Raw genomic sequence first — 20,991 nt, forward strand, 5'->3', positions numbered from 1 at the left:
CGCGGCAGCCGATCGAACGCCCTTCTGGGGAGCAGCTCACGTGATCGGCAGCCGGGTGCCGGCCTCGGCCGAGGTGCGGACGGTGTCGAGCACGCGATGCATGCGCAGCCCGTCGCGGAACGTCGGGACCGTCGTGGTGCCGGTCCGGACATCCTGGGCCACAGCGGCATACAGGCGGGCGACGTTTCCGGCTTCGGTGTCGAGCGGGATGTCCGCCAGCGGGTCGTCGCCGGGCAGTTGCTGCCAGGAGTCGTCGCCGCGCGAAACCAGCAGGCGCAGTTCGCTCAGCGAGATTCCGCCGGGGCCGTTGGCGCCGGAGACGATCGCGAGATCGCCTGCGGTGCACGAGATCTCGATCCTGGTGCGGCCGTCGGAGACCTTCGAGTCGTGGATGTGGGCCGAGATCAGGACGCCGCGGGCCGTGACGGCGTCGAGCAGGAGCTGGTTCGGGCTGGTGACCTCCACCGTCGCACCGGTCTCCGCGACGGTGGCGCGCGGATGGCTGACGGCGAGCCGGGCCGACAGATCGGTGAACTCGCCGACCAGGTGCTCCACCACGTCGAGGGTGTGCCCGCCGACGACTTCGACGACGCCCGCACCGGTGCTCCGGTCCAGGGTGTAGGCGGCCCAGTCCGGGACTGCCGTGCCCGCGCCCAGTCGGCGCGCGCCGTACACGGTCACCGAAATCGGTTCGCCCACGAACCCTTCCGCGAGCAGTCGGCGGGCGCGCACGACCGCCGGTGCGTATCGGGTCTGTAGTCCGGTCACGTGCCGCACACCCGCGTCCGCGGCGAGCTCGGTCAGTGACTCGGCCTCGGTGGCGTTCAGTGCCAGTGGCCATTCGCAGTAGACGTGTTTGCCGGCCGCCACCGCGGTGCGGATCAGTTCCGCGTGCGCGGGCACCTTCACCGTGATCGCCACCAGATCGACCTCGGGATGCTCGGCCAGATCGCGTGGGTCGGTGAAGGCGTGGGCGGCGCCGAACAGTTGCCGGGCGCGCTGGGCGCTCTCGGCGCGGCTGGTCCCGACCGCGGTGATCCGGAAATCGTCGAGCGCGTGCAACGCGGGGACGTGGGCGCGCATCGCCCAGCCGCGGTCGGGGCTCGCGCCCACGATTCCTACCCGAATGGGATCCACTGGTTACTCCTCATATAAACGGACCGTTCAAGTCCGTTTATACCTAAGCGGACTCGAAGAGTCCAGTTGCTAAGCTGACGGATATGACCAGTGCCGTAGACCGCCTACTGACCGGGGACGCGGGCCAGATACCCCGGGCCGATGCCCGCCGCAACGTCGAACGCCTGGTCGCAGCGGCCCGATCGGCCCTGGCCGAGGTCGGAGTCGAGGTCACCACGCAGGAGATCGCCCAGCGCGCCGGAGTCGGCAAGGGCACCTTCTACCGGCGGATACCCTCCCGCGAGACGCTGCTCCAGGTGGTGCTGGAGGAAGTGCTGGGGGAGATCCTCGCCACCGCCGATCGGGCACTCGCCGATCCCGACCCGTGGCACGGATTCACCGACTTCGCCGCCGCGTACGTACGGCTGCGCGCCGAGAGCTGCGGCGCCAACGAAGCGCTGGGCGGCGCCGGCATCCCCGGGCTGGATCGCCTGCTCGCCGAAATACGCACGCGGCTGCGGCAACTCGTCGAGGCCGCCCAGTCGGCCGGCCGGATGCGGCGCGACATCACCTGGCAGGACGTGGCATTCCTACTCGCCGGCGTCTCGACCGACACCGGCACCATCGGCCTGCGGGCCGAGGGCGATCAGTGGAATCGCAACCTGCGGATCGTGCTCGCGGGACTCGAAGGCCAGGGCCGCAGTGACTAGTTGACCAGATTTGGAATTTGGTCATATAGTCATCGCATGTCGCCCACCCCACGACTGCGCGCCGGCTCGGACGCACGGCAGGCCCGCGCCGAGCGGATTCTGGATGTCACCGCCGAACTGCTACTGGCACACGGCTACCGGAAGGTGACCGTCGACGATGTAGCCCGGCACGCCGGCATCGGCAAGGGCACCATCTACCTGCACTGGCGGACCCGGGAGGCCCTGCTGTGGGCAGTGCTCCAGCGCGAGACGACCCGCCTGCTCGGCGTGCTGGTCGACCGGCTGTCCGACGATGCCGAGCTGGCGCTGCCGCACCGGCTGATGAGCGCGATCTTCCTCGAGGTGGCGCACCGGCCGCTGGTCAAGGCACTGCTGCTCGCCGATCCCGAGGTGCTGGGCGCGCTGGCCGCGGACGAGGCGGTCGCCGCGGCCCAGCGCGAGCTGGCCGGCAACGAGAACTACTTCGAGCTGGTCCGGGCCCAGGGCCTACTGCGTTCCGACGTCGGCGTCGAGCAGGCCGGATATCTGCTCGAGAGCGTGATCCGGGGCTTCTTCGCGTCCGCCGACGGCCCGGACGTCGAACGGAGTGCCGAACTGCTCGCCTACGTGCTGCGCCGAACCGTCGAGCCCGACGAACCGGCCCCCGCCACCGCGGTCCGCGCCTTGAACGCCGCGGTCGCCGACCTGTTCCGCGCTCTTGCCGCCACCCTGCGGCCGGAGGTCGCCGGTACACCCTGAATCTGCCCCAACCGCTGGGGTGAAATCCCTCGGGATCGGGAGTCCGCCAAGACAAAGCCCGACCCCGAGGGACAGCTGACTGGCTGAGAGGAGCCAATCATGTCCGAGTGTAGATCCGGTGCCGTGACCACGTTCGCGCCGCCGGATGTGGGCCCGCAGCGATCCCGCTGGTGGGGCCTGGCGGCGCTGACGCTGAGCTTTCTGGTGGTCGGCCTGGACAGCAATATCCTGATCACCGCGCTGCCCACCCTGGCCACCGAGCTGAAGGCATCGACCAGTGCGCTGCAATGGATTTCGACGTCCTACAACCTGATGTGGGCTGGGCTGCTGCTGCCGATGGGCACGCTGGGCGACAAGGTCGGGCGGCGCCGGATGCTGCTGACCGGGCTCGCGGTCTTCGGGGCCGGGTCGATCGGCGCGGCCCTGGTCGACACGGCCGGTGGGCTGATCGCGATGCGGGCACTGATGGGGGCCGGTGCGGCGGTGATCATGCCGCTGGGGATGGCATTGCTCCCGGTGCTGTTTCCGGCCGATACCGACCGGCGGCGGGCCGTCACTGTGACGACGGTCGGCGCGGTGGTCGCCCTGCCGACCGGACCGCTGCTCGCCGGCTGGCTGCTCGAACACTGGTCGTGGGGCTGGATCTTCCTCATCAACGTGCCGGTTGTGGTGCTGACCGTGATCGGGGTGTGGTTGTTCGTGCCCGAGAGCCGCGACCCGGCGAACCCGCGCCTGGACTGGCTGGGCGCGCTGCTGTCGGGGGCCGGCATCGTCGCGGTGACCTACGCCGTCATCGAAGGACCGGACCAGGGCTGGGATGTCCGCCTGCTCGCGCTCCTGGGCGCGGGCTCGGTGCTGGTCGCGGTGTTCGTCGACCGGCAGCGGCGCGCCGAATCGCCACTGATCGACCTGCGGCTCTTCGGGAACCGCCTGTTCACTTGGGGCACAGTGGCTTTCGCGCTGATCAGCTTCGCGATGAGCGGCGTGGCCTTCCTGCTGACCCCGTATCTGCAGCTGGTCCAGGGCAACGACGCCCAGGGCACCGGCCTGCGGCTGCTGCCCCAGATCCTGGCCATGCTGGCCGGTGCCGGGCTGGGGGAGACGTTCGGAACGAGAATCGGTGTGCGGTACGTGATTCCGCTCAGCATGCTGATCGGTGCGGGTGGGCTGTCGATACTCACCCGGGTGCGGGCCGACAGCGGCTGCGGTCCGGTCGCCCTCGGACTCACGGTATTCGGTGTCGGACTGGGCCTGGGCCTGCCACTCGCCGCGGACACCGTGCTGAAAACCCTGCCCGGCACTCGTGCCGGTATGGGGACGGCACTGTCGCGCACTCTGCAGAGCATCGGCGTGGTCCTGGGGACGGCTGTCCTGGGCAGCGTGCTGTCCGCCGCCTACCGGACCCGGCTGGACGGCAGCGGCACCGGATTGCCCGGCGCCGCAGCCACAGCGGCCCGGAGCAATATCGCCGGAGCGCACGCCGTCGCCGGCGGTCTGCCGCACCTGCTCGGCGCGGCCGTCACCGACGCCGCCGATCACGCCTACGTGCACGGGATGACAACGGCCATCCTGACCGCGATCGGCGTGTTGGTGGTGGGCGCGATCCTGACCGCGGTGCTGCTGCCCGGCACGGACATCGCCGCGGCGCCGCAGGACAGCCCCGGAGACGACTGAACGGTCGGTCCGGCATCAGCGATTCGGCTGATGCCGGACCACCGGCGGGACGGGCCTACACCGTGAAGCTGGTGACTGCGTCGATCACGCGCTGGATCTGGGCATCGGTGAGCGCCGGCCACAGCGGAAGGCGGAGGAGGGTCGAGGAGAACTCCGCGGTCCGCGTGCACGGGTTCGGGGTGTGGCCCAGTTTCTGGCCGGCCGGGCTGCTGTCCAGCGGGACGTAGTGGAACGGGGCCGAGATGCCTTGGGCGCGTAGGTGATCGATGAGATCGTCGCGGCGCCGCTCGGTCGGGGTGCGCAGGTAGTACAGGTGCGCGGTGTGCTCGCGGTCGCCGGGCACGTGCATCAACCGCACGTCGTTGGCCGCGGCCCAGCCCGGCAGGGCGGCGGCGTAGGCGTCCCACACCCGGAAGCGGGCGGCCTGGATCTCGCCGAACGCCGCCAGCTGCGCGTCGAGGACCGCGGCGTTCAATTCGCTGGGCAGGTAGCTGGAGCCGATGTCCTGCCAGGAGTACTTGTCGACCATGCCCCGCAGGAAGTGCGCGCGGTTGGTGCCCTTCTCCCGGATGATCTCGGCGCGCGCGTGCAAGATGTCGTCGGACAGCAGCAGTGCGCCGCCCTCACCGCAGTGCACGTTCTTGGTGTCGTGGAAGCTGAGCGTGCCGGCGGTTCCGATGGTGCCCAGCCGCTGCCCGCGCCAGCTGCCGCCGAGACCGTGCGCGGTGTCCTCGATGATTTCCAGCCCGTTGGACCGGGCGATCTCGAGCAGCCGGTCCATGTCGGCGCCGACACCGCCGTAATGGATGACCACGATCGCCTTGGTGCGCGGCGTGACCGCCGCCGCCACCGATTCCGGGTCCAGGTTGCCGAGCTCGTCGATGTCGGCGAACACCACTGTGGCCCCCCGCACCGCCATCGAGGTCGCGGTGGAGGTGAAACCGAAACTGGGCACGATCACTTCGTCACCGGGGCCGAGCTGCAGCAGCAGTCCGGCCAGCTCCAGCGCGTGCGTGCACGAGGTCGTCAAGAGCGCGTGTCGCGCACCGGTGATCTCGCGGAGCTTCGCCGACGCCGCCTCGGTGAACTGCCCGTCGCCGTGGCTGTGGTCGGAGGCCAGGACCGCCTCCAGGTTCGCCAGCTCGCCGGGCGCCCGGAAGGGCCGGCTGAAGATGATGCGGTCAGTGCTCACCCGCGGAGTTCCCCCCGATTCCGTTCGTGGACAGTGCGCGCACAGACCGGGCTTCGGCGTCCGGTCGTGGTGTCGGCGAATCTACCGTCAGGTACAGGGGTTTGCCCACCAGCACGTGCAAGGCCACACCCAGGTATTCGGCGATCAGGCCCAGCGAGAACAGGATCGCGCCCGACACCAGCAGCAGCACCACGATGGTCGACGCCCAGCCGGGCGGGTCGCCGCCCTCCCCGAACAGCGACTGCGCGACGACCACACCCGCATAGCCGAGCCCGCCGACCGCCAGCGTGAGCCCCAGCATGCTGACCAGGCGCAGGCCGCGAGTACCGCTGCACAGCACCATCTTCCAGAACAGCGAGAACAGCCGCCGGTAGTTGTACCCGGATTCGTCGCGGCCCTCCGCGCGCAGCACCACCGGCGCCTGCGCGGTATTGCCGACCACCCAGGTCAGGGCGACATCGAGATACACACCGGTCGAGGCGACCTCGGCGAGCTGGCGGCCGATATCGCCGCGGATCAGCCGGTAGCTCTCGAACCGGGTCGAGTCGGGGAACGCGAACACCGTCGCCAGCACCACCTTCGCGCCGCGCGAGGTGACGTTGCGCAGGAAGCCGTGCGGGCGGGTGTTGGTCGGCTTGGAGTACACCAGGTCGGCGCGCTGCGAGAGCGCCGTGTCGATGAAGGTGCCGAGGAAGCCGGGGTCGTGCTGCCCGTCCTCGTCCATGGTGACGATCCATTCGCCGTCCGCCGCGGCCATGCCGGCGATGGTGGCGGCGTCCTGGCCGTAGTTGCGGCTCAGCCACACCACCCGCACCAGCTCGATCTCGCGTTCGAGTTCCTGCAGCACCACATCGGAGCGGTCGGGCCCGTTGTCGTGGACGAGCACGATCTCGGTGACCGCGAACCGGTTGCCGTCGGGCGTCGTGGTGGGCTCACCGAGCGCGGCCAGTTCGCCGACCAGCGCGGAGATCGTCTGTTCACCCCGGTAGACGGGGACCACGACCGAGACCGCGTGTACCCGGCCCGCGGGAACGCCGGATCGCTGGGTGGCGGGGGTGTCGTCCGCCGGGGTGTCGGTGGCTGGGACCGGGGGTGCGGAAGTGATCGACATCAGCTGATTTCGACTTTCGACGACGGAGCGCGCGGGGCCTCGTCTTACGCTGCGGCGACGCTCCACGCAGTGCCCGGGACCCCCAGGACTCTAACAGAGTGGTCACGATATCGAGGTTCGCGCCGGCGGGCGATACTGCCCGGGGACCCGCTGGTCGCTGCCAAGATTGCGCACTGCATGTAGGGTCTGGAACTCGTGGTGGAGAGTGCCGTGGTGGAGAGTGCGTCGGCCGGTGCCGAACTTCCGTCAGCAGAGGACCGTCGAACCGTATGGCGCTGGGGCGCCCTGACGGCGATCGGCGTCGTGCTCGGCTACGCCGCGGTCCTGCTGGCCAACAGCCGGCACTTCTACACCGACGACACCGAATCCCAGTACGCCCCGATGTGGGTGATGCTGGGCCGGCATCTGCGGCACTTCGAGCTGCCGTTCCTGGCCCCCGACCAGTGGATGACGGGTAACTACACGCAGGAAGAGGCGGGTCTGTTCAATCCGCCGCAGCTGCTGGTGGATCTGATCGCGCCGTCGGTGTCGAACCTGGCGGTGCTGGTCACGGTGGTGAAGCTGATCTTCTCGATCATCGCCGCGCTCGGTGTGTTCCGCATCTGCCGCGAGTACGGCAGCCGGCCGGAGTGGGCGGCGGTCGCCGGTGTCGCGTTCCCGCTGACCGGATGGTTCCTGTTCTTCGACGAAGCCAGCTGGGTGACCTCGCTGACCGGTACCGCGTGGATGCTGCACGCGTGGGCCGCCTCGATCCGCTACCTGCGTGGCCGGTCCGGGCCGCTGCCGGTGTTCGTGTACCTGTACCTGGCGATTTCGGTCGAGTACGTGTTCCCGGCGGTCGAGGGCGTGCTGATGCTGTTCGCGGTCGCGGTGGGGGAGCTGGTCTTCCGGAAGGCGTGGCGGGAAGTCGTGCGGCTGGCCCTGGTCGCGGGGTGCGCGGGTCTGGTCGGCCTGGCCACCTATCTGCCGAGCATGCTGAGTGCGAAGGTGAGCTGGCGCGGCACCTCGCAGATCAACAACGACCAGTTCCTGACCGTGCCGTGGTCGGAGTCGCTGAACGCGAGCCTGCCCTCGACGCTGCCCTCGTTCACCTCGTGGTGGGGGTACATCCAGCCGCTGCCGGTCACCTACATCGCCTGGTTCCTGATTCCGGTGCTGGCGTTCGTCGATTGGGGTCGCGCCCGCGCGGCGTGGAAGGAACTGACCTCGATCGCCTTGTTCGCGATCATGTTCCTGATGTGGACCGCGGGTCCCGGCACGATCGGCCCGCTGCGCTGGCCGGCCCGGGTGCTGCCGATGCTGGCGGTCGGCCTGCTGATCCTGGTGTGTGTGCTGATGGGCCGGTTCGGCACGGTCCGCGACTGGCGGCAGCGGTCGATCGCGGCGGGGGTGCTGATCGGATTGCTGTGGGTGCGCAGCTTCTCCGCGGACCCGCACAACTGGCATTGGCATCTGCTGTCGGCGCTGCTGGTCGCCGGGTTGGGCGCGGCCGCGGTGTGGTTGTGGCGCACCCGTGGGGTCGCCCTGGCCTGTGTCCTGGTGGTGGTGGCCATGTTCCCGATCGCCTACGGGCAGGTGGCGCGGGCGCAGCCGACCCCGATGTCGTGGAACCTGCCGGCCGATATGGCCGCGGCTCAGCGGGCGTTCCCCGGCTTCGACGGGCTGACCCTGCAGCTGGGCAACCGCGGCCTGCTGCAGCCGGGCGACCGGACCCTCGAGGGCGCGTACAGCTCGCTGGTGTTCGGCAACTACGCCAAGGATGTGCACCGCAACTACGTCAACGGCTACACCCCGAACGGGCACTTCTGGTTCGGCGACATGATCTGTATGGCCTGGGATTCCAGCGTCTGCCCGGACTCCTACCGCCGGGTGTTCGCGACCGAGCCGGTCACCGGGCGCACCATCGCCGACCTGATGAAGGTGGACCGGGTGGTGCTGCAGAAGGCGCTCTACCCCGATGCCGGGAACCAGCCGGCGCCGGCGGGCTGGCACTTCGTCGAGTATCCGGGTCACCAGCGGTGGATCTGGGTGCTCGAACGCGACGGCGGCCCGATCTCGGGGGTGAACGGCCGAGTTGCGGACGCGCACAACGTGTCCGCGGTGTCGACGTCGGAAACCCCGTACACCAGCGTGGTGAAGGTGTCGTCGCAGTCCGGCGGCAAGGTGGTGTTCGCGCGGCTGGGCTGGCCCGGCTACCGGGTCACCCTGAACGGGCATCCGGTGAGCTTCACGACGGTCGCGAAATCTTTTGTCGCCGTGGATGTTCCGGCGGGGACCGACAACGCCGAACTGGTGGTGACCTGGCGGCCGCCGGGCTGGCTGATCGGTAGCGCCGCCGCGGCGGCGGGACTGTTCGGGCTGGCGGCGATGCAGTGGCTCTACCTGCGGCCGCGCCGGGGCCGGTTCTCCGGGGCCGACGCGATGCCCGAGCCCGAACGTGAACTGGTGGAATCACTGTCGTGACCGGCACCGTGAAAACCGGTGTGCCGGAACAAGACCCGGGTCTGCTGCTGCGGCTGCTGGGCCGGCAGGAGATCGCGTTCGCGGCGGTCGGCGCGGGCAACACTCTGCTCGGCATGGCGCTGACGGTGATGTGGCTGTACCTGTTGCCGGGCAGCTGGCCGTCGGCGGTGTCGGTGGCGCTGGCCTACTGCCTGAGCCTGGGGGTCGCCTTCGTCGCCCACCGCACGCTGGTGTTCCGGGTGCGCGGGCACGTGCTGCGCGACTTCGTGCGGTTCGTGGCGGTGAATTCCGGTGGCCTGGTGCTGAACATGGCCGGCCTGCAGCTGGCTGTCGACGTGCTCGGCTGCCCGAAGATCCCGGCGACGGTCGTGGTCATGGGCCTGGTGGCGGTCGGGAGCTTCTTCGGGCATCGCTACTACTCGTTCCGGCGGTCGCCGGAAGCCGCGTCGTGACGGACCGGTAGGTTGTCGGGCATGGCCGAGACCATCCTGGATCCCACGTTGCTGAGCCTGCTGGCCTGCCCGCAGGACAAGGGCCCGTTGTCGCCGGTGCGCGACGCCGCCGGCCGGGAATGGCTGTACAACCCGCGACTGCACCGCGCCTATCCGATCGACAACGGCATCCCGGTCCTGCTCATCGACGAGGCCCGCGACGTATCCGATTCGGAGCACACCACTTTCGTCGCTCAGGGCTGACCGCACGCCTCCGCCGGCTCGTATGCTGGCGGGGGTGTTCTCGCTGTCCGAACCACCGCTGTTCACGCGCCTGAAGCCGGCGTCGAAGGTGCTGATCGCCGGTGCCGGAGGTGGGTTCGACGTCTACGCCGGGCTGCCCTTGGCGGCCGCGCTGCGTGGCGCCGGGAAACAGGTCGTGCTGGCGAATCTGTCGTTCAGCGGGCTGCGCGGACTGGAACTCGACGAGTGGCTCGCACCGGGTGTGGCGGCGATCGGCCCACGCAGTGCCGGGCCGGATCGGTACTTCCCGGAACGAACCCTCGCGCGCTGGCTCGAATCGCGCGGGCTGCCGGACACGGTATACGCCTTCGCGCGGACCGGCGTGGGCCCGCTGCGTGCCGCCTACCGCGCGCTGGTCGAGCACACCGGCGTGGACGCCGTGGTCCTGGTCGACGGCGGCACCGACATCCTGCTGCTCGGTGACGAGGCCGGGCTGGGCACCCCGCAGGAGGACATGTCCAGCCTGGCCGCGGTATCGGCGCTGTTCGAGATGCCGCGGCTGGTGGTGTCGCTCGGGTTCGGGATCGACGCGTACCACGGTGTGTGTCACGCGCACGTCCTGGAGAATCTGGCCGAGATCGACCGGGCCGGTGGCTATCTGGGGGCGCTGTCGATCCCGTCCGCGTCGGCGGAGGCGCGGGACTACCTGGATGCGGTCGCGCACGCGCACGCGGCGACACCCGCTCGGCCGAGCATCGTGAACAGCCAGATCGCGGCGGCGCTGCGCGGCGAGTTCGGCGATGTAGGCGGCACGGCCCGGACGTCGGGCAGTGAACTGTTCGTGAATCCGCTGATGGGAATGTATTTCGCCGTCGACGCCCAGGTGCTGGCGGCGAAGGTCGGCTACCTGGGTCGCCTGCGCGAGACCGAGACCATGTTCGACGTGGCGATGGTCATCGAGCAGTATCGGGACGAGGTGGTCCGGCGGCCGCCGCGGGTGTTCCCGCACTGACGCCGGGGGCCGCACGGGGCGGCCCCCGGCCGGTGGGTAGCGGTTACGCGCAGGTCGCGGCAGTACCGCTGGGCGCGATGTGTGCCCAGATCTCGCCCGCGGACTTCGGTGCGGCGGCGCCCGCGAAGATGCTGTTGTCCTGGATCCACGCGTTCAGGTCGTGCACGCCGGCGGTGGTCGGCGTCCAGGTCATGGTGGCGCTGTTGCCGTTCACGGTTGCCTGGGCCACCGCGTAGCTCGCACCGTCGTTCATGCCGATCGAGTACTGGGGGTGGCCCAGGAGCGCGGAGCCGGCGGCGCTGACGGGGCCGAGCGGGTCGGCGGGCGTCGCGCTGGGCGCGAGGTGGACGGTCGCGGTCACGGTGCAGCCCACCTGCAGGGTGCCGTGCAGCGTCACACAGCTGTAGTCCGCGGCGCCGGCGACCGGGAAGCCGCAGGTGGACGGGTCGGTGCTGCCGGTGCCGGAGACCTGCACGGTCAGCGGTCCGGTGCCGTTGGACAGGCCCGGCACGGGGTCGGTGCTCAGCTGGTGGGTTCCCGGTGTGGTGGGTGTCCACTGGAAGGTGGTGAAGCCGTTGGTGCCGACCGCCGCCGGGTTCGGGACGGTCACGGTGGCACTGGACCAGGTGTCTTTCAGCGGCTGCTGAGCGTAGGTGGCCGTGGTGGGGACGGTGACGGTGTAGGTCTGCCCGACCTGGAAGTTGCTGCCTTGGATGGTCATTCCGTTGGTGGTGGCGTCGGCGTGGGCGGTGCCGGTGGCCAGTCCGGTCATGATCGAGGCGGCGGCGGTGATGCCGGCTGCGGCGAGATGACCGACGGCGGGGTGAGTGCGCATGAACGAGTCCTGTATCCCTGGAAGGTGAAGCTTCGGTGGTTCAGATTGATGAACCGAATTGTTCATGAAGCCGTGCCACTTCCGCATGCCCCTATTTCTGGGGGCTCGCCGCACCACCGGCCACCGGCGCCGCGAGCTCGCCGGTGAGGTAGCGCTGCAGGGTCGGGCCGACCAGGTCCGCGAGCTCGTCCACCGGCATCGACGCCAGTGGTTCGAGTTCGAGCACCTTGCGGGCCAGCAGCAGCCCGCCCATCTGCGAACCGACCAGTGCCGCCCGGGTCGCGCCGGTGCCGGGCGGGTTGTCGGCGCGGTCGCGGATGGCGCGCAACGGAACCTCCAGCAGGAACGACCGGGCCAGCGACGGGTCGGCACTGCTGAGGATGGCCCGGAACGCGGCGACCGCCCGCACACCCACCGGCGAATCCCAGATCCCGACGATCAACCGGACCACGGTCTCGCCCAGCAGCTCGTCGGGAACCGCGGCCAACGTCGCCAGGATCGCCTCCGGGTCGATCGGCAGATCCAGTGCGGCCGTGAGCAATTGCTGCTTCGTACCGAAATAGTGGTGGACCAGCGCCGGATCCACGCCCGCGGCGGACGCGATGGACCGGATCGACGCCTTGTCGAAACCGACCTCGGCGAAGCGTTCCCGGGCGGCGGTGAGGATCGCCTCCCGGGTACTCGAGGTGCCGGGCCGCCGCCCGGTCCGCGTCGGCTCGGTCACGCCGTGCGCCGCCGCAGGGTGGCCGCGCCGAGCGCCAGTGCGACAGTGGCGAATCCGGCGACGACCACGATATCGAGCCACATCCGCCCGGTCGCGCCGGTATTGCGGGACACCTGTTCGAGCGCGTCGACGGCATAGCTCAGCGGCAGGACGTCGCTGATCAGGTGCAGCCAGTGCGGCAGCTGATCCCGCGGCACGAGCAGACCGCACAGGAAGAACTGTGGGCCGACGATGACGGGCATGAACTGCACCGCCTGGAATTCGGTGCGGGCGAAGGCGCTCGCGAGCAGACCCAGTGCCACGCCGAGCACCGCGTCCACGACTGCGATCAGCACCACCAGCCACACACTGCCGCGGGTGGTCATGCCGAGCAGCCCGAACGCCACCAGGCAGGCCAGCCCGGCCTGCGCGGCCGCGGCGACCGAGAACGCGGTGCCGTACCCGCCGAGCAGATCGCCCTTCGACAGCGGCGTGGTCATCAGCCGTTCCAGCGTGCCCGAGGTGCGTTCGCGCTGCATGGCGATGGCGGTGATCAGGAACATCACGATGAACGGCAGGATCCCGAGCATGCTGACCCCGATCCGGTCGAACATGGTCGGCACGCCCGGCGGGGTCGGGGTGTCGCGGTAGACGAAGTAGATGAGTGTGAGCAGCAGCGTGGGAACCAGCAGCAGCATGGCGACGGTGCGGTGGTCGGCGCGCAGCTGGCGCAGGATGCGCACGGTGGTGGCGGTGTAGCAGCGCAGCGGCGGGGCGATCGTGCTCATTGCGAGGCTTCCTTCCGGATCAGCGCGAGGAACGCGTTCTCGAGGCTGGTTTCGCTGGTCTCGGCGCGGAGTTCGGCGGGGCTGAGCTGAGCGAGCAGCCGTCCGTCCCGCATCAGCAGCAGTTGCGCGCAGTGCTCGGCCTCGTCCATCACGTGACTGGACACCACCAGGGTGCGTCCCTGGTCGGCGAGGGACCGGAACTGGGCCCAGAGTTCCACGCGCAGTACGGGATCGAGTCCGACGGTGGGTTCGTCGAGGACGAGGACCTCCGGGTCGGCGACCAGTGCGCAGGCCAGCGACGCGCGGGTGCGCTGGCCGCCGGAGAGTTGTTCGCCGCGCTGCCGCGCGTGCGGGGTGAGTCCGACGCTGTCGATCGCGGCGGCCACGTCGGCGGCCGAACGTCCGTACAGCGCACCGAAATAGCCGACGTTGTCGGTGACGGTGAGGTCGTCGTAGATGCTCGGCGCCTGCGTGACGTACCCGACGCGCGAGCGCAGTTCCTTGGCGCCGGCGGGCCGGCCGAGGACCCGGACGTCACCGGCGGCGACGAGCTGGGTGCCGACCAGGCAGCGCATGAGCGTGGTCTTGCCGCAGCCGGACGGGCCGAGCAGCCCGGTGATCTGTCCGCGCGGAATCGACAGCGACACGTCGTGCAGGACGTCGCGCCCGCCGCGGCGTACCCGCAGGTGGGCGACCTCGATCGCCGCCGCGGTCTCGGATGCGGTCATGGGCCCTCGATTCATCGAGTGTTGAATTCACTATGTGATGAATTATGGACCTTGTCACCGCCGGGCACAAGAGCTCGCGCTCGCGCCCACTAAGCTCGGCCCGTGAGCAGTGATATGCCCAGCGACGCCGAATCGGACATGGGCGGCCAGATCCGTGTTTCGACCCTGGAACTGTTCTTCGACCTGGTGTTCGTCTTCACCATCACCCAGCTGACCCACACCTTCGCCGCGCACGCCGGCTGGTCCGCGCTGGGCAAGGTAGCGCTGGTGTTCGCGATCACCTGGTGGATGTACAGCGGATTCGTCTGGCTCACCAACGAAGTCGCGCCCACCAGCTCGGCCAGCCGCACCGGCCTGCTGGTCGGCATGCTCGGCTTCTTCCTGCTGTCGCTGGCCGTCCCGGACGCGTTCGGCGGCTCGGGCGTGGCCTTCGGCCTGGCGTACCTGCTGGTCACGGTGGTGCACACGACGATGTTCTGGGTCGCCGGCGGCGCGCAGGCCACCCGGTCGATGCTGCGCCTGGCGCCACTGAACCTCGCCACCGCCCTGATCGTCATGGCGGGCGGATTCTTCGACAGCGCACCGCGGGAACTGTTCTGGCTCACGGCGCTGATCCTGCAGATCGTGACGCCGTACCTGTTCGACGCGGGCGGATTCATCGTCCGCACCAGTCATTTCTGCGAACGCCACGGACTGGTTCTGATCATCGCGGTCGGCGAGTCGGTGGTCGCGATCGGCAGCGGTCTGGTCGGCGAACCCATCACGGTCGGCCTGGTCGTGCGGGTCGTGCTCGGGCTGACACTGGCCTACGCGCTGTGGTGGGCCTACTTCGGGATGGACGACGAACGCGGCGAGCAGGCACTCGAAGCGGTCCCGGGTACGCGGCGCTCCCGAACGGCGGCGCTGTCCTACGGGTACTGCCTGTACCCGATGCTGATCGGCATCATCCTCGCCGCGGCCGGAATGAACGAGGCCATCGCGCACAGTGCCCGCCGCGAAACCTGGGCTATGGCGCTGGCTCTCTCCGGCGGCGTGGCGCTGTTCTTCACCGGCCAGGCGGCGTTCCGTACCGTGCTCGGCCTGCCACGCCCGTGGATCCGGTTGCTCGGCGCCGCCGCCGTGCTCGCCACGGCACCCTCCGGTGTCTACTGGCCGGCCTGGGTGCAGCTGTCCCTGGTCCTGGTGGTCGGCTACGGATCGGTCATCGCCGACGACCTCCTCAGCCTGCGTGCCGGCACCGCCGGCCACTACCTCGACAACTCCCGTCGGGTCGTGCACTGACCATGGCGACGCGTGGAACCGGACAACCATCGGCGGGGCGGTTCCCGCCCGAACGCGTGCCCCGCCGAACAGCGGAGCGGACGGTGAAACAGCAGCTGACCGAACGGGTTTCGACCGTGGCGCCGCGTGGACCGGCCGGCCGGGCGGCCGCCGCGCAGCTCACCACCGACCCCGTCACCGCCGCCGCGCGGGTGCTCGGGGCGACCCTGTGGGCGGGCCCGGTCGGGGTACGAATCGTGGAAGTCGAAGCCTACGGCGGCGACCCGGCCGGGTCCTGGCCGGACGCGGCGTCGCATTCCGGGCGCGGCCGCACCGCTCGCAACACGGTCATGTTCGGCCCGCCCGGCCACCTCTATGTCTATCTCAGCTACGGCATGCACACCTGCCTCAATGTGACGACCGGCCCGGACGGTACGGCCAGCGCCGTCCTGATCCGCGCAGGGGAGGTGATCGCCGGTGCGGACGCGGTCCGTGAACGCCGCCCCGCTGCCCGCCGCCCCGCCGAATTCGCCCGCGGGCCGGGCAATCTGGGCAGCGCGCTGGGAATCACCCTGGGCGACTACGGAATCGACCTGTTCGACGGCGGCCCGATCCGCCTGGAACTGGCCGACCCGGTGGGGCCGGACCAGGTCCGCGCCGGCCCACGCGTCGGCGTCAGTGACGCCGCCGACCGCCCGTGGCGCCTGTGGCTCCCCGGCTCGCCCGCCGTCTCGGCCTACAAGCGCAGCCCGCGCGCCCCGGAACCCGGCGCCTCGGACTGACGGGGCGCCGGACGGCCGCGGTCAGCCGGTGACGCTCACCAGCGCGGGGTAGTCGGCATAGGCGTAACCGTCCGCCGTCGGGTGGTAGGAATCCGAGGTCGCCGCGTCGACGGTGTGGATCCACGGCACGTCGGTGCACACCTCGTGCCCCGCGAAATACGGCCGAGTGTCCACATAGGTCGCTCCGGCGGCTGTCGCCCGGGCCTGGATCACGGCGTCGATGTGGTCGGCTGCCGCATTGAGCGCTGCCCGGGAGTCGGCGTAGATCCAGCAGTAGGCCTCGGCGTCGCTGGTTTCGACATGCGGATAGCCCAGAACGACCAGACGCGCGTTCGGTGCGTGTGCCTTGATCGCGGCATACGCCTTGTCCAGCTTGCCGGCCAGCGTGGTCGATACCTGGGCGTCGGCCTGGGCGATCGCGTCGAGGCAGGTGGCCTGTGACCAGATGCTGCAGGTTTCGATGACGTCGGCGAAACCGACATCGTTGCCGCCGATGGTGATCGTCACGAGCGAGGTGTTCGCGTTGAGACCGCCGAGCTGATTCGCGATCACGTCCGCGGTCGTGGCCCCCGAGCAGGCTTCGAAGTCGAACGAGGCCGGGTGGTGGCTGTCGGCCCACAACTGCGCGTAGGAATTCGGGCTGCGCTGGCAGTCGCCGCTGGCCATGAGGTAGTCGCCGCCGCCGACACCGGCCGAGTAGGAGTCGCCGAGCGCGGCGTAGTTGACGCTCGCCGGCGCCGCCGTGGCAGCGCCGGTGAGGAGGATCCCGGCCGCGATGGGCAGGGCGCCGGCTAGTGCGGCGGATCGAGGAAATCGCATGTGAAGCCTCTTTTGCATCGAACGGACAGCGGCACAACCTAGCCGAGTGACTCGATGCGAGTGCTGAATTCGAGTCGTTCATTTCGGTTGCCGGGATTCGGTTCGAGCTATCCGGGTCACTCGAGGATCGGTGTGCGACGCTGTACCGCTGCGCTATCGCCGCTCGGGCGAGTACCGGATCCGAGCCCGCGCGCTGTCCGGTGCCGACCGGCGGGAATCTCGGCGCGAATGTCGATGCGGGCGGCCGCCGTTCGACCTTGTGGTGAGTGCGCCGACCCACCCGTGATCGCGCCGGAGAATTTTTCTCCGGTGCGGCGATGAATTCGCGGGACGGGTGCCGTCATACCGGTAAGCGCGCTGCAACCCGTACCGAATCACCGCAAGGAGATCGCCATGACCGCCATTACCTCCACCGTCGCCACCCCCGCTGCCGCGCGTCCGGGCCGCACCCGCAACCGGGTGCTGTGGACCCTGCAGATCCTGCTCGGGCTGTTCTTCGTGATCGCCTCCGGCCTGCCGAAGCTGCTCGGCGAGGACACCGCCGTCAAGGTGTTCCACGAGATCGGGTTCGGCGACTGGTTCCGCTACTTCACCGGAATCGTCGAGGTCTCCGGCGGTATCGGCCTGATGGTGCCGCGGCTGAGCGGTCTCGCCGCATACGGACTCGCCATCGTCATGGTGTGCGCCGCCGCCACCCAGGCCTTCGTCCTGAACGCGCCGGGGATGAGCATCTTCCCGCTGGTCCTGGCCGTGGTGTTCGCGTGGATCGGTACCCAGCGCGGGGCCGGTGTCCGGCGCTGAGGTCCGTCGGGACGAGTGCCGTCGCCGGTAGCCGGCGGCGGCACTCGCGCGTTCGGGGGTCCTGGTATCCGGCCGACGTGCCAAAATGGGTGCATTGCAATACAATTGTGACTGGGTATCGGCTTTTCGGCCCGCTTCACTTGCGTGACCGGCAATTACAACTTTCGCTTGTCGGTTCATCGAAATTCGTTGTTTCCCAGACCTGTCGGGCCGTCCTTACCATCCTTCTCCGAATCACTTGTCGGTAGCAAGGAAAAGTCATGGCATATCGAGCAATCGCCCGCAGCGTCGCCGTCTGTGCGGCCGCCACGTCCGCCTTGGGGGCGTTGGCCGCCCTCGGGGCCGGTTCGGCTGCCGCCGCGTCCGGGTCGATCACCTGGACCGACGGCTCGTCGCAATTCACGCGGACGATCAGCGATGTGTCTCCGGCCGAGGGCGAAACTGTCACCGTGTCGACCCAGTTCGCCCGCAACAGCATCGTCGACGAGTACATCTACAACATCAAGGACCGGCATCCGGCCTGCATGACCTATGTCGACGGCTCCGCGAAGATGAGCAACGGCACCACCGACTACCCGTACGCGAACCCGGAGGTCGTGGCCGACGAGGGCAACGGCGGTGGCTACGTCCGCGTCTCGTTCAGCGCTACCAACTGGCCGGTGATGAATCGGCCGCTCGCCCATCAGTCCCCGGTCTTCTCCGTGCAGTACAAGGTCGGCCACGACTGTGCCCGGGGAACCGCCCTGACCACCGGCATGGACTACGGTGGGTCGCTCGGCTCGGGCCTGTACCCGACGAAGGGTCCGTCGATCACGGTCGGCAAGAGCACCTCGACCACCTCGTTGGCGCCGGTCACCGACGCGCGGGTCGGGCAGGCGGCCACGCTGACCGCCACCGTCACCGGTGGATCGGCGGGTGACCCGGTCAACTTCTTCGACGGCACCGCGCAGATCGGCTCCGGCACCCTCGACGCCACCGGCACCGCGACCGCCCAGTGGACGCCGACGGTGAAGGGCGCTCACTCCCTGACGGCCAAGTATCCGGACAGCGCGAGTGCCACCGGCTCTCAGTCCGCCGCGGTGGCCGTACAGGTCGCCGACCAGAACGCCACCTCGACGGTCGCCCTGGCCCCGGTGTCCGACGCACAGGTCGGCCGCGCCTCCACCGTCACGGCCACCGTATCCCCGGCCGCGGCCGGCGGCACCGTCGAATTGCTCGACGGCACAACCAGTCTCGCCACGATCCCGGTCGACGCCCAGGGTCACGCGGCCTATCAGTGGACTCCCGCCACGTCCGGCGCGCACACCCTGACCGCGACCTTCTCCGGCCGGGACGGTGTCACCGGATCCACCACCACCGTCACAGTGTCGGTGGCCGACGCGCCCTCGGGCGCGACCGCCTCGACCACCACCCTGGCCGCGGTCTCCGGCGCCCAGGTCGGTGCCGCCACCACCCTGACCGCGACGGTCTCCCCGGCGTCCGCCGGCGGCACCGTCACCTTCAAGGACGGCGGCACGGTGATCGGCACCGCCACGGTCGGTTCCGACGGCACCGCTACCCTGCAGTGGACGCCGGCCACCGCGGGCCAGCGCACCGTCTCCGCCGAGTACTCCGGCGCGGGCACGGTGAACGCCTCGTCCGACCGCACCTCGGTGGTGGTCGGCGGCGGCACGGGCGGCACCGGTTCCTTCGCCGGCCTCGGCAGCCTGAGCGGCGGGAAGTAACCGCTACCGCATCCTCTCCTCGCCCCGGTGACCATCCAGGTCACCGGGGCGTTCGGCGTCCGCATACCGCCGCGGAATTCCGCCGTCGAGCGCGGGCACCTGCGTGTTATCCGGTTGACCGGGTGCGTCAGGATGGACAGCGTGAGCGTCGACATCTTCGAGGAACTGACCTGGCGTGGACTGATCGCGCAGTCCACCGATCTGGATGCCCTGCGGGCCGAAGCGGCGAAGGGCCCGATCACCCTGTACGCCGGTTTCGACCCGACCGCGGCCAGCCTGCACGCCGGTCATCTCGTTCCGCTGTTGGCGCTGCGGCGATTCCAGCGCGCCGGCCACCGGCCGATCGTGCTCGCCGGTGGTGCGACCGGGCTGATCGGCGATCCACGTGACGTCGGTGAGCGGACCATGAACTCGACCGACACCGTCGCCGACTGGGCGCAGCGGATCCGCGGGCAGCTGGAGCGTTTCGTCGACCTCGACGACTCGGCCACCGGCGCGATCATCGTGAACAACATGGACTGGACCGGTCCGCTGTCGGCCGTCGACTTCCTGCGTGACGTCGGCAAGCACTTCTCGGTGAATGTGATGCTGGCCCGCGACACCGTCAAGCGGCGGCTGGAGGGGGAGGGCATCTCCTACACCGAGTTCAGCTACATGCTGCTGCAGGCCAACGACTACCTGCAGCTGCACCGCCGGCACGGCTGCACGCTGCAGGTCGGCGGATCCGACCAGTGGGGCAACATCATCGCCGGGGTGGAGCTGAACCGCCGTGTCGACGGTGCCCACGTGCACGCCCTGACCGTGCCGCTGGTGACCTCGGCCGACGGCAAGAAGTTCGGCAAGTCCACCGGTGGCGGCAGCCTGTGGCTGGACCCGGAGCTGACCAGCCCGTACGCCTGGTACCAGTACTTCGTGAACACCGGCGACGCCGATGTCATGCGCTACCTGCGCTGGTTCACCTTCCTCAGCCGCGAGGAACTCGACGAGTTGCAGAAGGCGACCGAGGAGCGGCCGTTCGCCCGGGAGGCGCAGCGCCGCCTGGCGGCGGAGATGACCACGCTGGTGCACGGCGAGGCAAATACTGCGGCTGTCCAGTTGGCCAGCCAGGCGCTGTTCGGCCGCGGCGAACTGCGGGATCTGGACGAGTCGACGCTGGCGGCGGCCCTGGCCGAGACCGCGGTCGACGGCGAGATCGCGACCGCCGCCCCGGGCGCGACCATCGTGGACCTGCTGGTGGACGCCGGCCTGTCCGAGAGCCGGGGTGCGGCACGGCGCGCGGTGAACGAGGGTGGCGCCGCGGTGAACAACGTGCGAGTTTCCGACCCCGAGTGGGTGCCGGCCGACAGCGACTACCTGCACGGACGCTGGCTGGTAGTGCGTCGCGGGAAGAAGAACTTCGCCGGCGTGCGTCGCGCGGATCGCTGAATGACGGTGAGCTGGGCCACATTCGCGCGGCCCAGCTCGCCGGGGCGCCGAAACCGGTCCGCCTGACCTGCGACGACGCTCGGCGACATGGCGATTTGACGTTCAGTTATCCGCCGCGTAACTTTATCCAAGTCAGAGCGACACGGACACCGACCCGGAGCCCACAGCGGCCAGGGAAACGAGGTAGGACGGGGAGCGCCTGACCGCCAGTATGGCCCTGGTTACAGAGCTTGACTCTGCATGACCGGTGAGCTAGGATGGACAACCTGCGCCTCTCCAGAAGATCAGAAAAATCTGGTCGGAAGGTTCGTGCGTGTGTTCTTTGAGAACTCAACAGTGTGTCGATGAATGTCAGTGCCAATAATTTATTGGTTCCGATACCTTTCACCCCCGTGAGGGTGTCGGACATTTAGTCAGCAAATACTTTTGCTGGCGT

Annotated in this window: 20 protein-coding genes; 12 read left to right on the top strand and 8 right to left on the bottom strand. The window is 69.5% G+C overall.

Annotation, left to right across the window (positions count from 1 at the left end; translation table 11 throughout):
- Positions 1 to 36: 36 nt before the first annotated feature.
- Positions 37 to 1,137 (bottom strand): Gfo/Idh/MocA family protein, encoded by a 1,101-nt coding sequence (locus EBN03_RS24450; RefSeq protein ID WP_233608598.1) that lies wholly within the window; start codon positions 1,135 to 1,137, stop codon positions 37 to 39.
- An 83-nt stretch (positions 1,138 to 1,220) separates the two neighbouring features.
- On the opposite strand from EBN03_RS24450, the gene EBN03_RS24455 reads away from it, so the two are divergent.
- From EBN03_RS24455 to EBN03_RS24465, 3 genes are all read left to right on the top strand, one after another.
- A complete protein-coding gene (locus EBN03_RS24455) occupies positions 1,221 to 1,826 on the top strand; it encodes a TetR/AcrR family transcriptional regulator (protein WP_122190457.1) in 606 nt (201 codons plus the stop codon).
- Positions 1,827 to 1,862: 36 nt separating this feature from the next.
- The gene (locus tag EBN03_RS24460) at positions 1,863 to 2,564 is read left to right on the top strand and encodes a TetR/AcrR family transcriptional regulator (RefSeq protein ID WP_122190458.1); all 702 of its coding nucleotides are present in this window, start codon (positions 1,863 to 1,865) and stop codon (positions 2,562 to 2,564) included.
- Positions 2,565 to 2,663: 99 nt separating this feature from the next.
- A complete protein-coding gene (locus EBN03_RS24465) occupies positions 2,664 to 4,238 on the top strand; it encodes an MFS transporter (RefSeq protein WP_122190459.1) in 1,575 nt (524 codons plus the stop codon).
- Between the two features lie 55 nt (positions 4,239 to 4,293).
- Here the strand turns inward: EBN03_RS24465 and rffA are convergent, their stop codons facing one another.
- A complete protein-coding gene (gene rffA, locus EBN03_RS24470) occupies positions 4,294 to 5,430 on the bottom strand; it encodes a dTDP-4-amino-4,6-dideoxygalactose transaminase (RefSeq protein ID WP_122190460.1) in 1,137 nt (378 codons plus the stop codon).
- Positions 5,420 to 6,541, bottom strand: a complete 1,122-nt coding sequence (locus EBN03_RS24475; RefSeq protein WP_122190461.1) for a glycosyltransferase — start codon at positions 6,539 to 6,541, stop codon at positions 5,420 to 5,422. The genes rffA and EBN03_RS24475 overlap by 11 nt, the downstream gene beginning before the upstream one ends.
- A gap of 213 nt (positions 6,542 to 6,754) precedes the next feature.
- Here EBN03_RS24475 and EBN03_RS24480 point away from each other — a divergent pair, with 213 nt between their 5' ends.
- Genes EBN03_RS24480 through EBN03_RS24495 form a run of 4 tightly spaced genes read left to right on the top strand, consistent with a single transcriptional unit; the run spans position 6,755 to position 10,690 of the window.
- Positions 6,755 to 9,004, top strand: a complete 2,250-nt coding sequence (locus EBN03_RS24480; RefSeq protein WP_122190493.1) for a DUF2339 domain-containing protein — start codon at positions 6,755 to 6,757, stop codon at positions 9,002 to 9,004.
- Complete coding sequence (locus EBN03_RS24485; RefSeq protein WP_233608599.1) at positions 9,001 to 9,456, top strand: GtrA family protein; 456 nt, start codon at positions 9,001 to 9,003, stop codon at positions 9,454 to 9,456. The genes EBN03_RS24480 and EBN03_RS24485 overlap by 4 nt, the downstream gene beginning before the upstream one ends.
- 21 nt (positions 9,457 to 9,477) lie before the next feature.
- Positions 9,478 to 9,699, top strand: coding sequence for a Trm112 family protein (locus EBN03_RS24490; RefSeq protein WP_122190462.1), 222 nt, complete (start codon positions 9,478 to 9,480; stop codon positions 9,697 to 9,699).
- 34 nt (positions 9,700 to 9,733) lie between these two features.
- Positions 9,734 to 10,690 carry a DUF1152 domain-containing protein gene (locus EBN03_RS24495; RefSeq protein WP_122190495.1) on the top strand — a complete coding sequence of 319 codons (957 nt, stop codon included), beginning with the start codon at positions 9,734 to 9,736 and terminating at the stop codon, positions 10,688 to 10,690.
- Positions 10,691 to 10,733: 43 nt separating this feature from the next.
- Here the strand turns inward: EBN03_RS24495 and EBN03_RS24500 are convergent, their stop codons facing one another.
- The 4 genes from EBN03_RS24500 to EBN03_RS24515 form a co-directional block, all read right to left on the bottom strand.
- Positions 10,734 to 11,525 (bottom strand): hypothetical protein, encoded by a 792-nt coding sequence (locus tag EBN03_RS24500; RefSeq protein WP_122190463.1) that lies wholly within the window; start codon positions 11,523 to 11,525, stop codon positions 10,734 to 10,736.
- Between the two features lie 91 nt (positions 11,526 to 11,616).
- Complete coding sequence (locus EBN03_RS24505; RefSeq protein WP_122190464.1) at positions 11,617 to 12,249, bottom strand: TetR/AcrR family transcriptional regulator; 633 nt, start codon at positions 12,247 to 12,249, stop codon at positions 11,617 to 11,619.
- On the bottom strand, positions 12,246 to 13,016 hold the full coding sequence (locus tag EBN03_RS24510; protein WP_122190465.1) for an ABC transporter permease: 771 nt from the start codon (positions 13,014 to 13,016) through the stop codon (positions 12,246 to 12,248). The genes EBN03_RS24505 and EBN03_RS24510 overlap by 4 nt, the downstream gene beginning before the upstream one ends.
- On the bottom strand, positions 13,013 to 13,744 hold the full coding sequence (locus tag EBN03_RS24515) for an ABC transporter ATP-binding protein (protein ID WP_122190466.1): 732 nt from the start codon (positions 13,742 to 13,744) through the stop codon (positions 13,013 to 13,015). Before EBN03_RS24515 ends, EBN03_RS24510 begins: the two co-directional genes overlap by 4 nt.
- Positions 13,745 to 13,846: 102 nt before the next feature.
- Between EBN03_RS24515 and EBN03_RS24520 the strand changes: the two genes are divergently transcribed.
- Entirely contained in the window at positions 13,847 to 15,025 is a 1,179-nt protein-coding gene (locus EBN03_RS24520; RefSeq protein WP_233608600.1) for a low temperature requirement protein A, read from the top strand.
- A gap of 116 nt (positions 15,026 to 15,141) precedes the next feature.
- Positions 15,142 to 15,786, top strand: a complete 645-nt coding sequence (locus EBN03_RS24525) for a DNA-3-methyladenine glycosylase (protein ID WP_233608603.1) — start codon at positions 15,142 to 15,144, stop codon at positions 15,784 to 15,786.
- Positions 15,787 to 15,807: 21 nt separating this feature from the next.
- On the opposite strand, the gene EBN03_RS24530 is transcribed toward EBN03_RS24525, so the two are convergent.
- Positions 15,808 to 16,605 (bottom strand): SGNH/GDSL hydrolase family protein, encoded by a 798-nt coding sequence (locus EBN03_RS24530; protein WP_122190469.1) that lies wholly within the window; start codon positions 16,603 to 16,605, stop codon positions 15,808 to 15,810.
- A gap of 393 nt (positions 16,606 to 16,998) precedes the next feature.
- On the opposite strand from EBN03_RS24530, the gene EBN03_RS24535 reads away from it, so the two are divergent.
- The 3 genes from EBN03_RS24535 (at position 16,999) to tyrS (ending at position 20,555) form a co-directional block, all read left to right on the top strand.
- Positions 16,999 to 17,406: a DoxX family protein gene (locus tag EBN03_RS24535; RefSeq protein ID WP_122190470.1), complete on the top strand. Its 408-nt coding sequence runs from the start codon at positions 16,999 to 17,001 to the stop codon at positions 17,404 to 17,406.
- Positions 17,407 to 17,666: 260 nt separating this feature from the next.
- A complete protein-coding gene (locus EBN03_RS35605) occupies positions 17,667 to 19,130 on the top strand; it encodes an Ig-like domain-containing protein (RefSeq protein ID WP_122190471.1) in 1,464 nt (487 codons plus the stop codon).
- A 132-nt stretch (positions 19,131 to 19,262) separates the two neighbouring features.
- A complete protein-coding gene (gene tyrS, locus EBN03_RS24545) occupies positions 19,263 to 20,555 on the top strand; it encodes a tyrosine--tRNA ligase (RefSeq protein ID WP_407671229.1) in 1,293 nt (430 codons plus the stop codon).
- Positions 20,556 to 20,991 lie beyond the last annotated feature (436 nt).

Origin of the sequence: Nocardia stercoris (assembly GCF_003696265.1) — a bacterium.
GTDB lineage: Bacteria > Actinomycetota > Actinomycetes > Mycobacteriales > Mycobacteriaceae > Nocardia > Nocardia stercoris.

What these genes read in the sequence shown, in the direction of transcription:
- EBN03_RS24455 (WP_122190457.1), top strand. Translation starts at nt 1,221, where the DNA reads ATGACCAGTGCCGTAGACCGCCTACTGACCGGGGACGCGGGCCAGATA.
- EBN03_RS24460 (WP_122190458.1), top strand. Translation starts at nt 1,863, where the DNA reads ATGTCGCCCACCCCACGACTGCGCGCCGGCTCGGACGCACGGCAGGCC.
- EBN03_RS24465 (WP_122190459.1), top strand. Translation starts at nt 2,664, where the DNA reads ATGTCCGAGTGTAGATCCGGTGCCGTGACCACGTTCGCGCCGCCGGAT.
- EBN03_RS24475 (WP_122190461.1), bottom strand. Translation starts at nt 6,541, where the DNA reads ATGTCGATCACTTCCGCACCCCCGGTCCCAGCCACCGACACCCCGGCG.
- EBN03_RS24490 (WP_122190462.1), top strand. Translation starts at nt 9,478, where the DNA reads ATGGCCGAGACCATCCTGGATCCCACGTTGCTGAGCCTGCTGGCCTGC.
- EBN03_RS24500 (WP_122190463.1), bottom strand. Translation starts at nt 11,525, where the DNA reads ATGCGCACTCACCCCGCCGTCGGTCATCTCGCCGCAGCCGGCATCACC.
- EBN03_RS24510 (WP_122190465.1), bottom strand. Translation starts at nt 13,016, where the DNA reads ATGAGCACGATCGCCCCGCCGCTGCGCTGCTACACCGCCACCACCGTG.
- EBN03_RS24515 (WP_122190466.1), bottom strand. Translation starts at nt 13,744, where the DNA reads ATGACCGCATCCGAGACCGCGGCGGCGATCGAGGTCGCCCACCTGCGG.
- EBN03_RS24530 (WP_122190469.1), bottom strand. Translation starts at nt 16,605, where the DNA reads ATGCGATTTCCTCGATCCGCCGCACTAGCCGGCGCCCTGCCCATCGCG.
- EBN03_RS24535 (WP_122190470.1), top strand. Translation starts at nt 16,999, where the DNA reads ATGACCGCCATTACCTCCACCGTCGCCACCCCCGCTGCCGCGCGTCCG.
- EBN03_RS35605 (WP_122190471.1), top strand. Translation starts at nt 17,667, where the DNA reads ATGGCATATCGAGCAATCGCCCGCAGCGTCGCCGTCTGTGCGGCCGCC.
- tyrS (WP_407671229.1), top strand. Translation starts at nt 19,263, where the DNA reads ATGGACAGCGTGAGCGTCGACATCTTCGAGGAACTGACCTGGCGTGGA.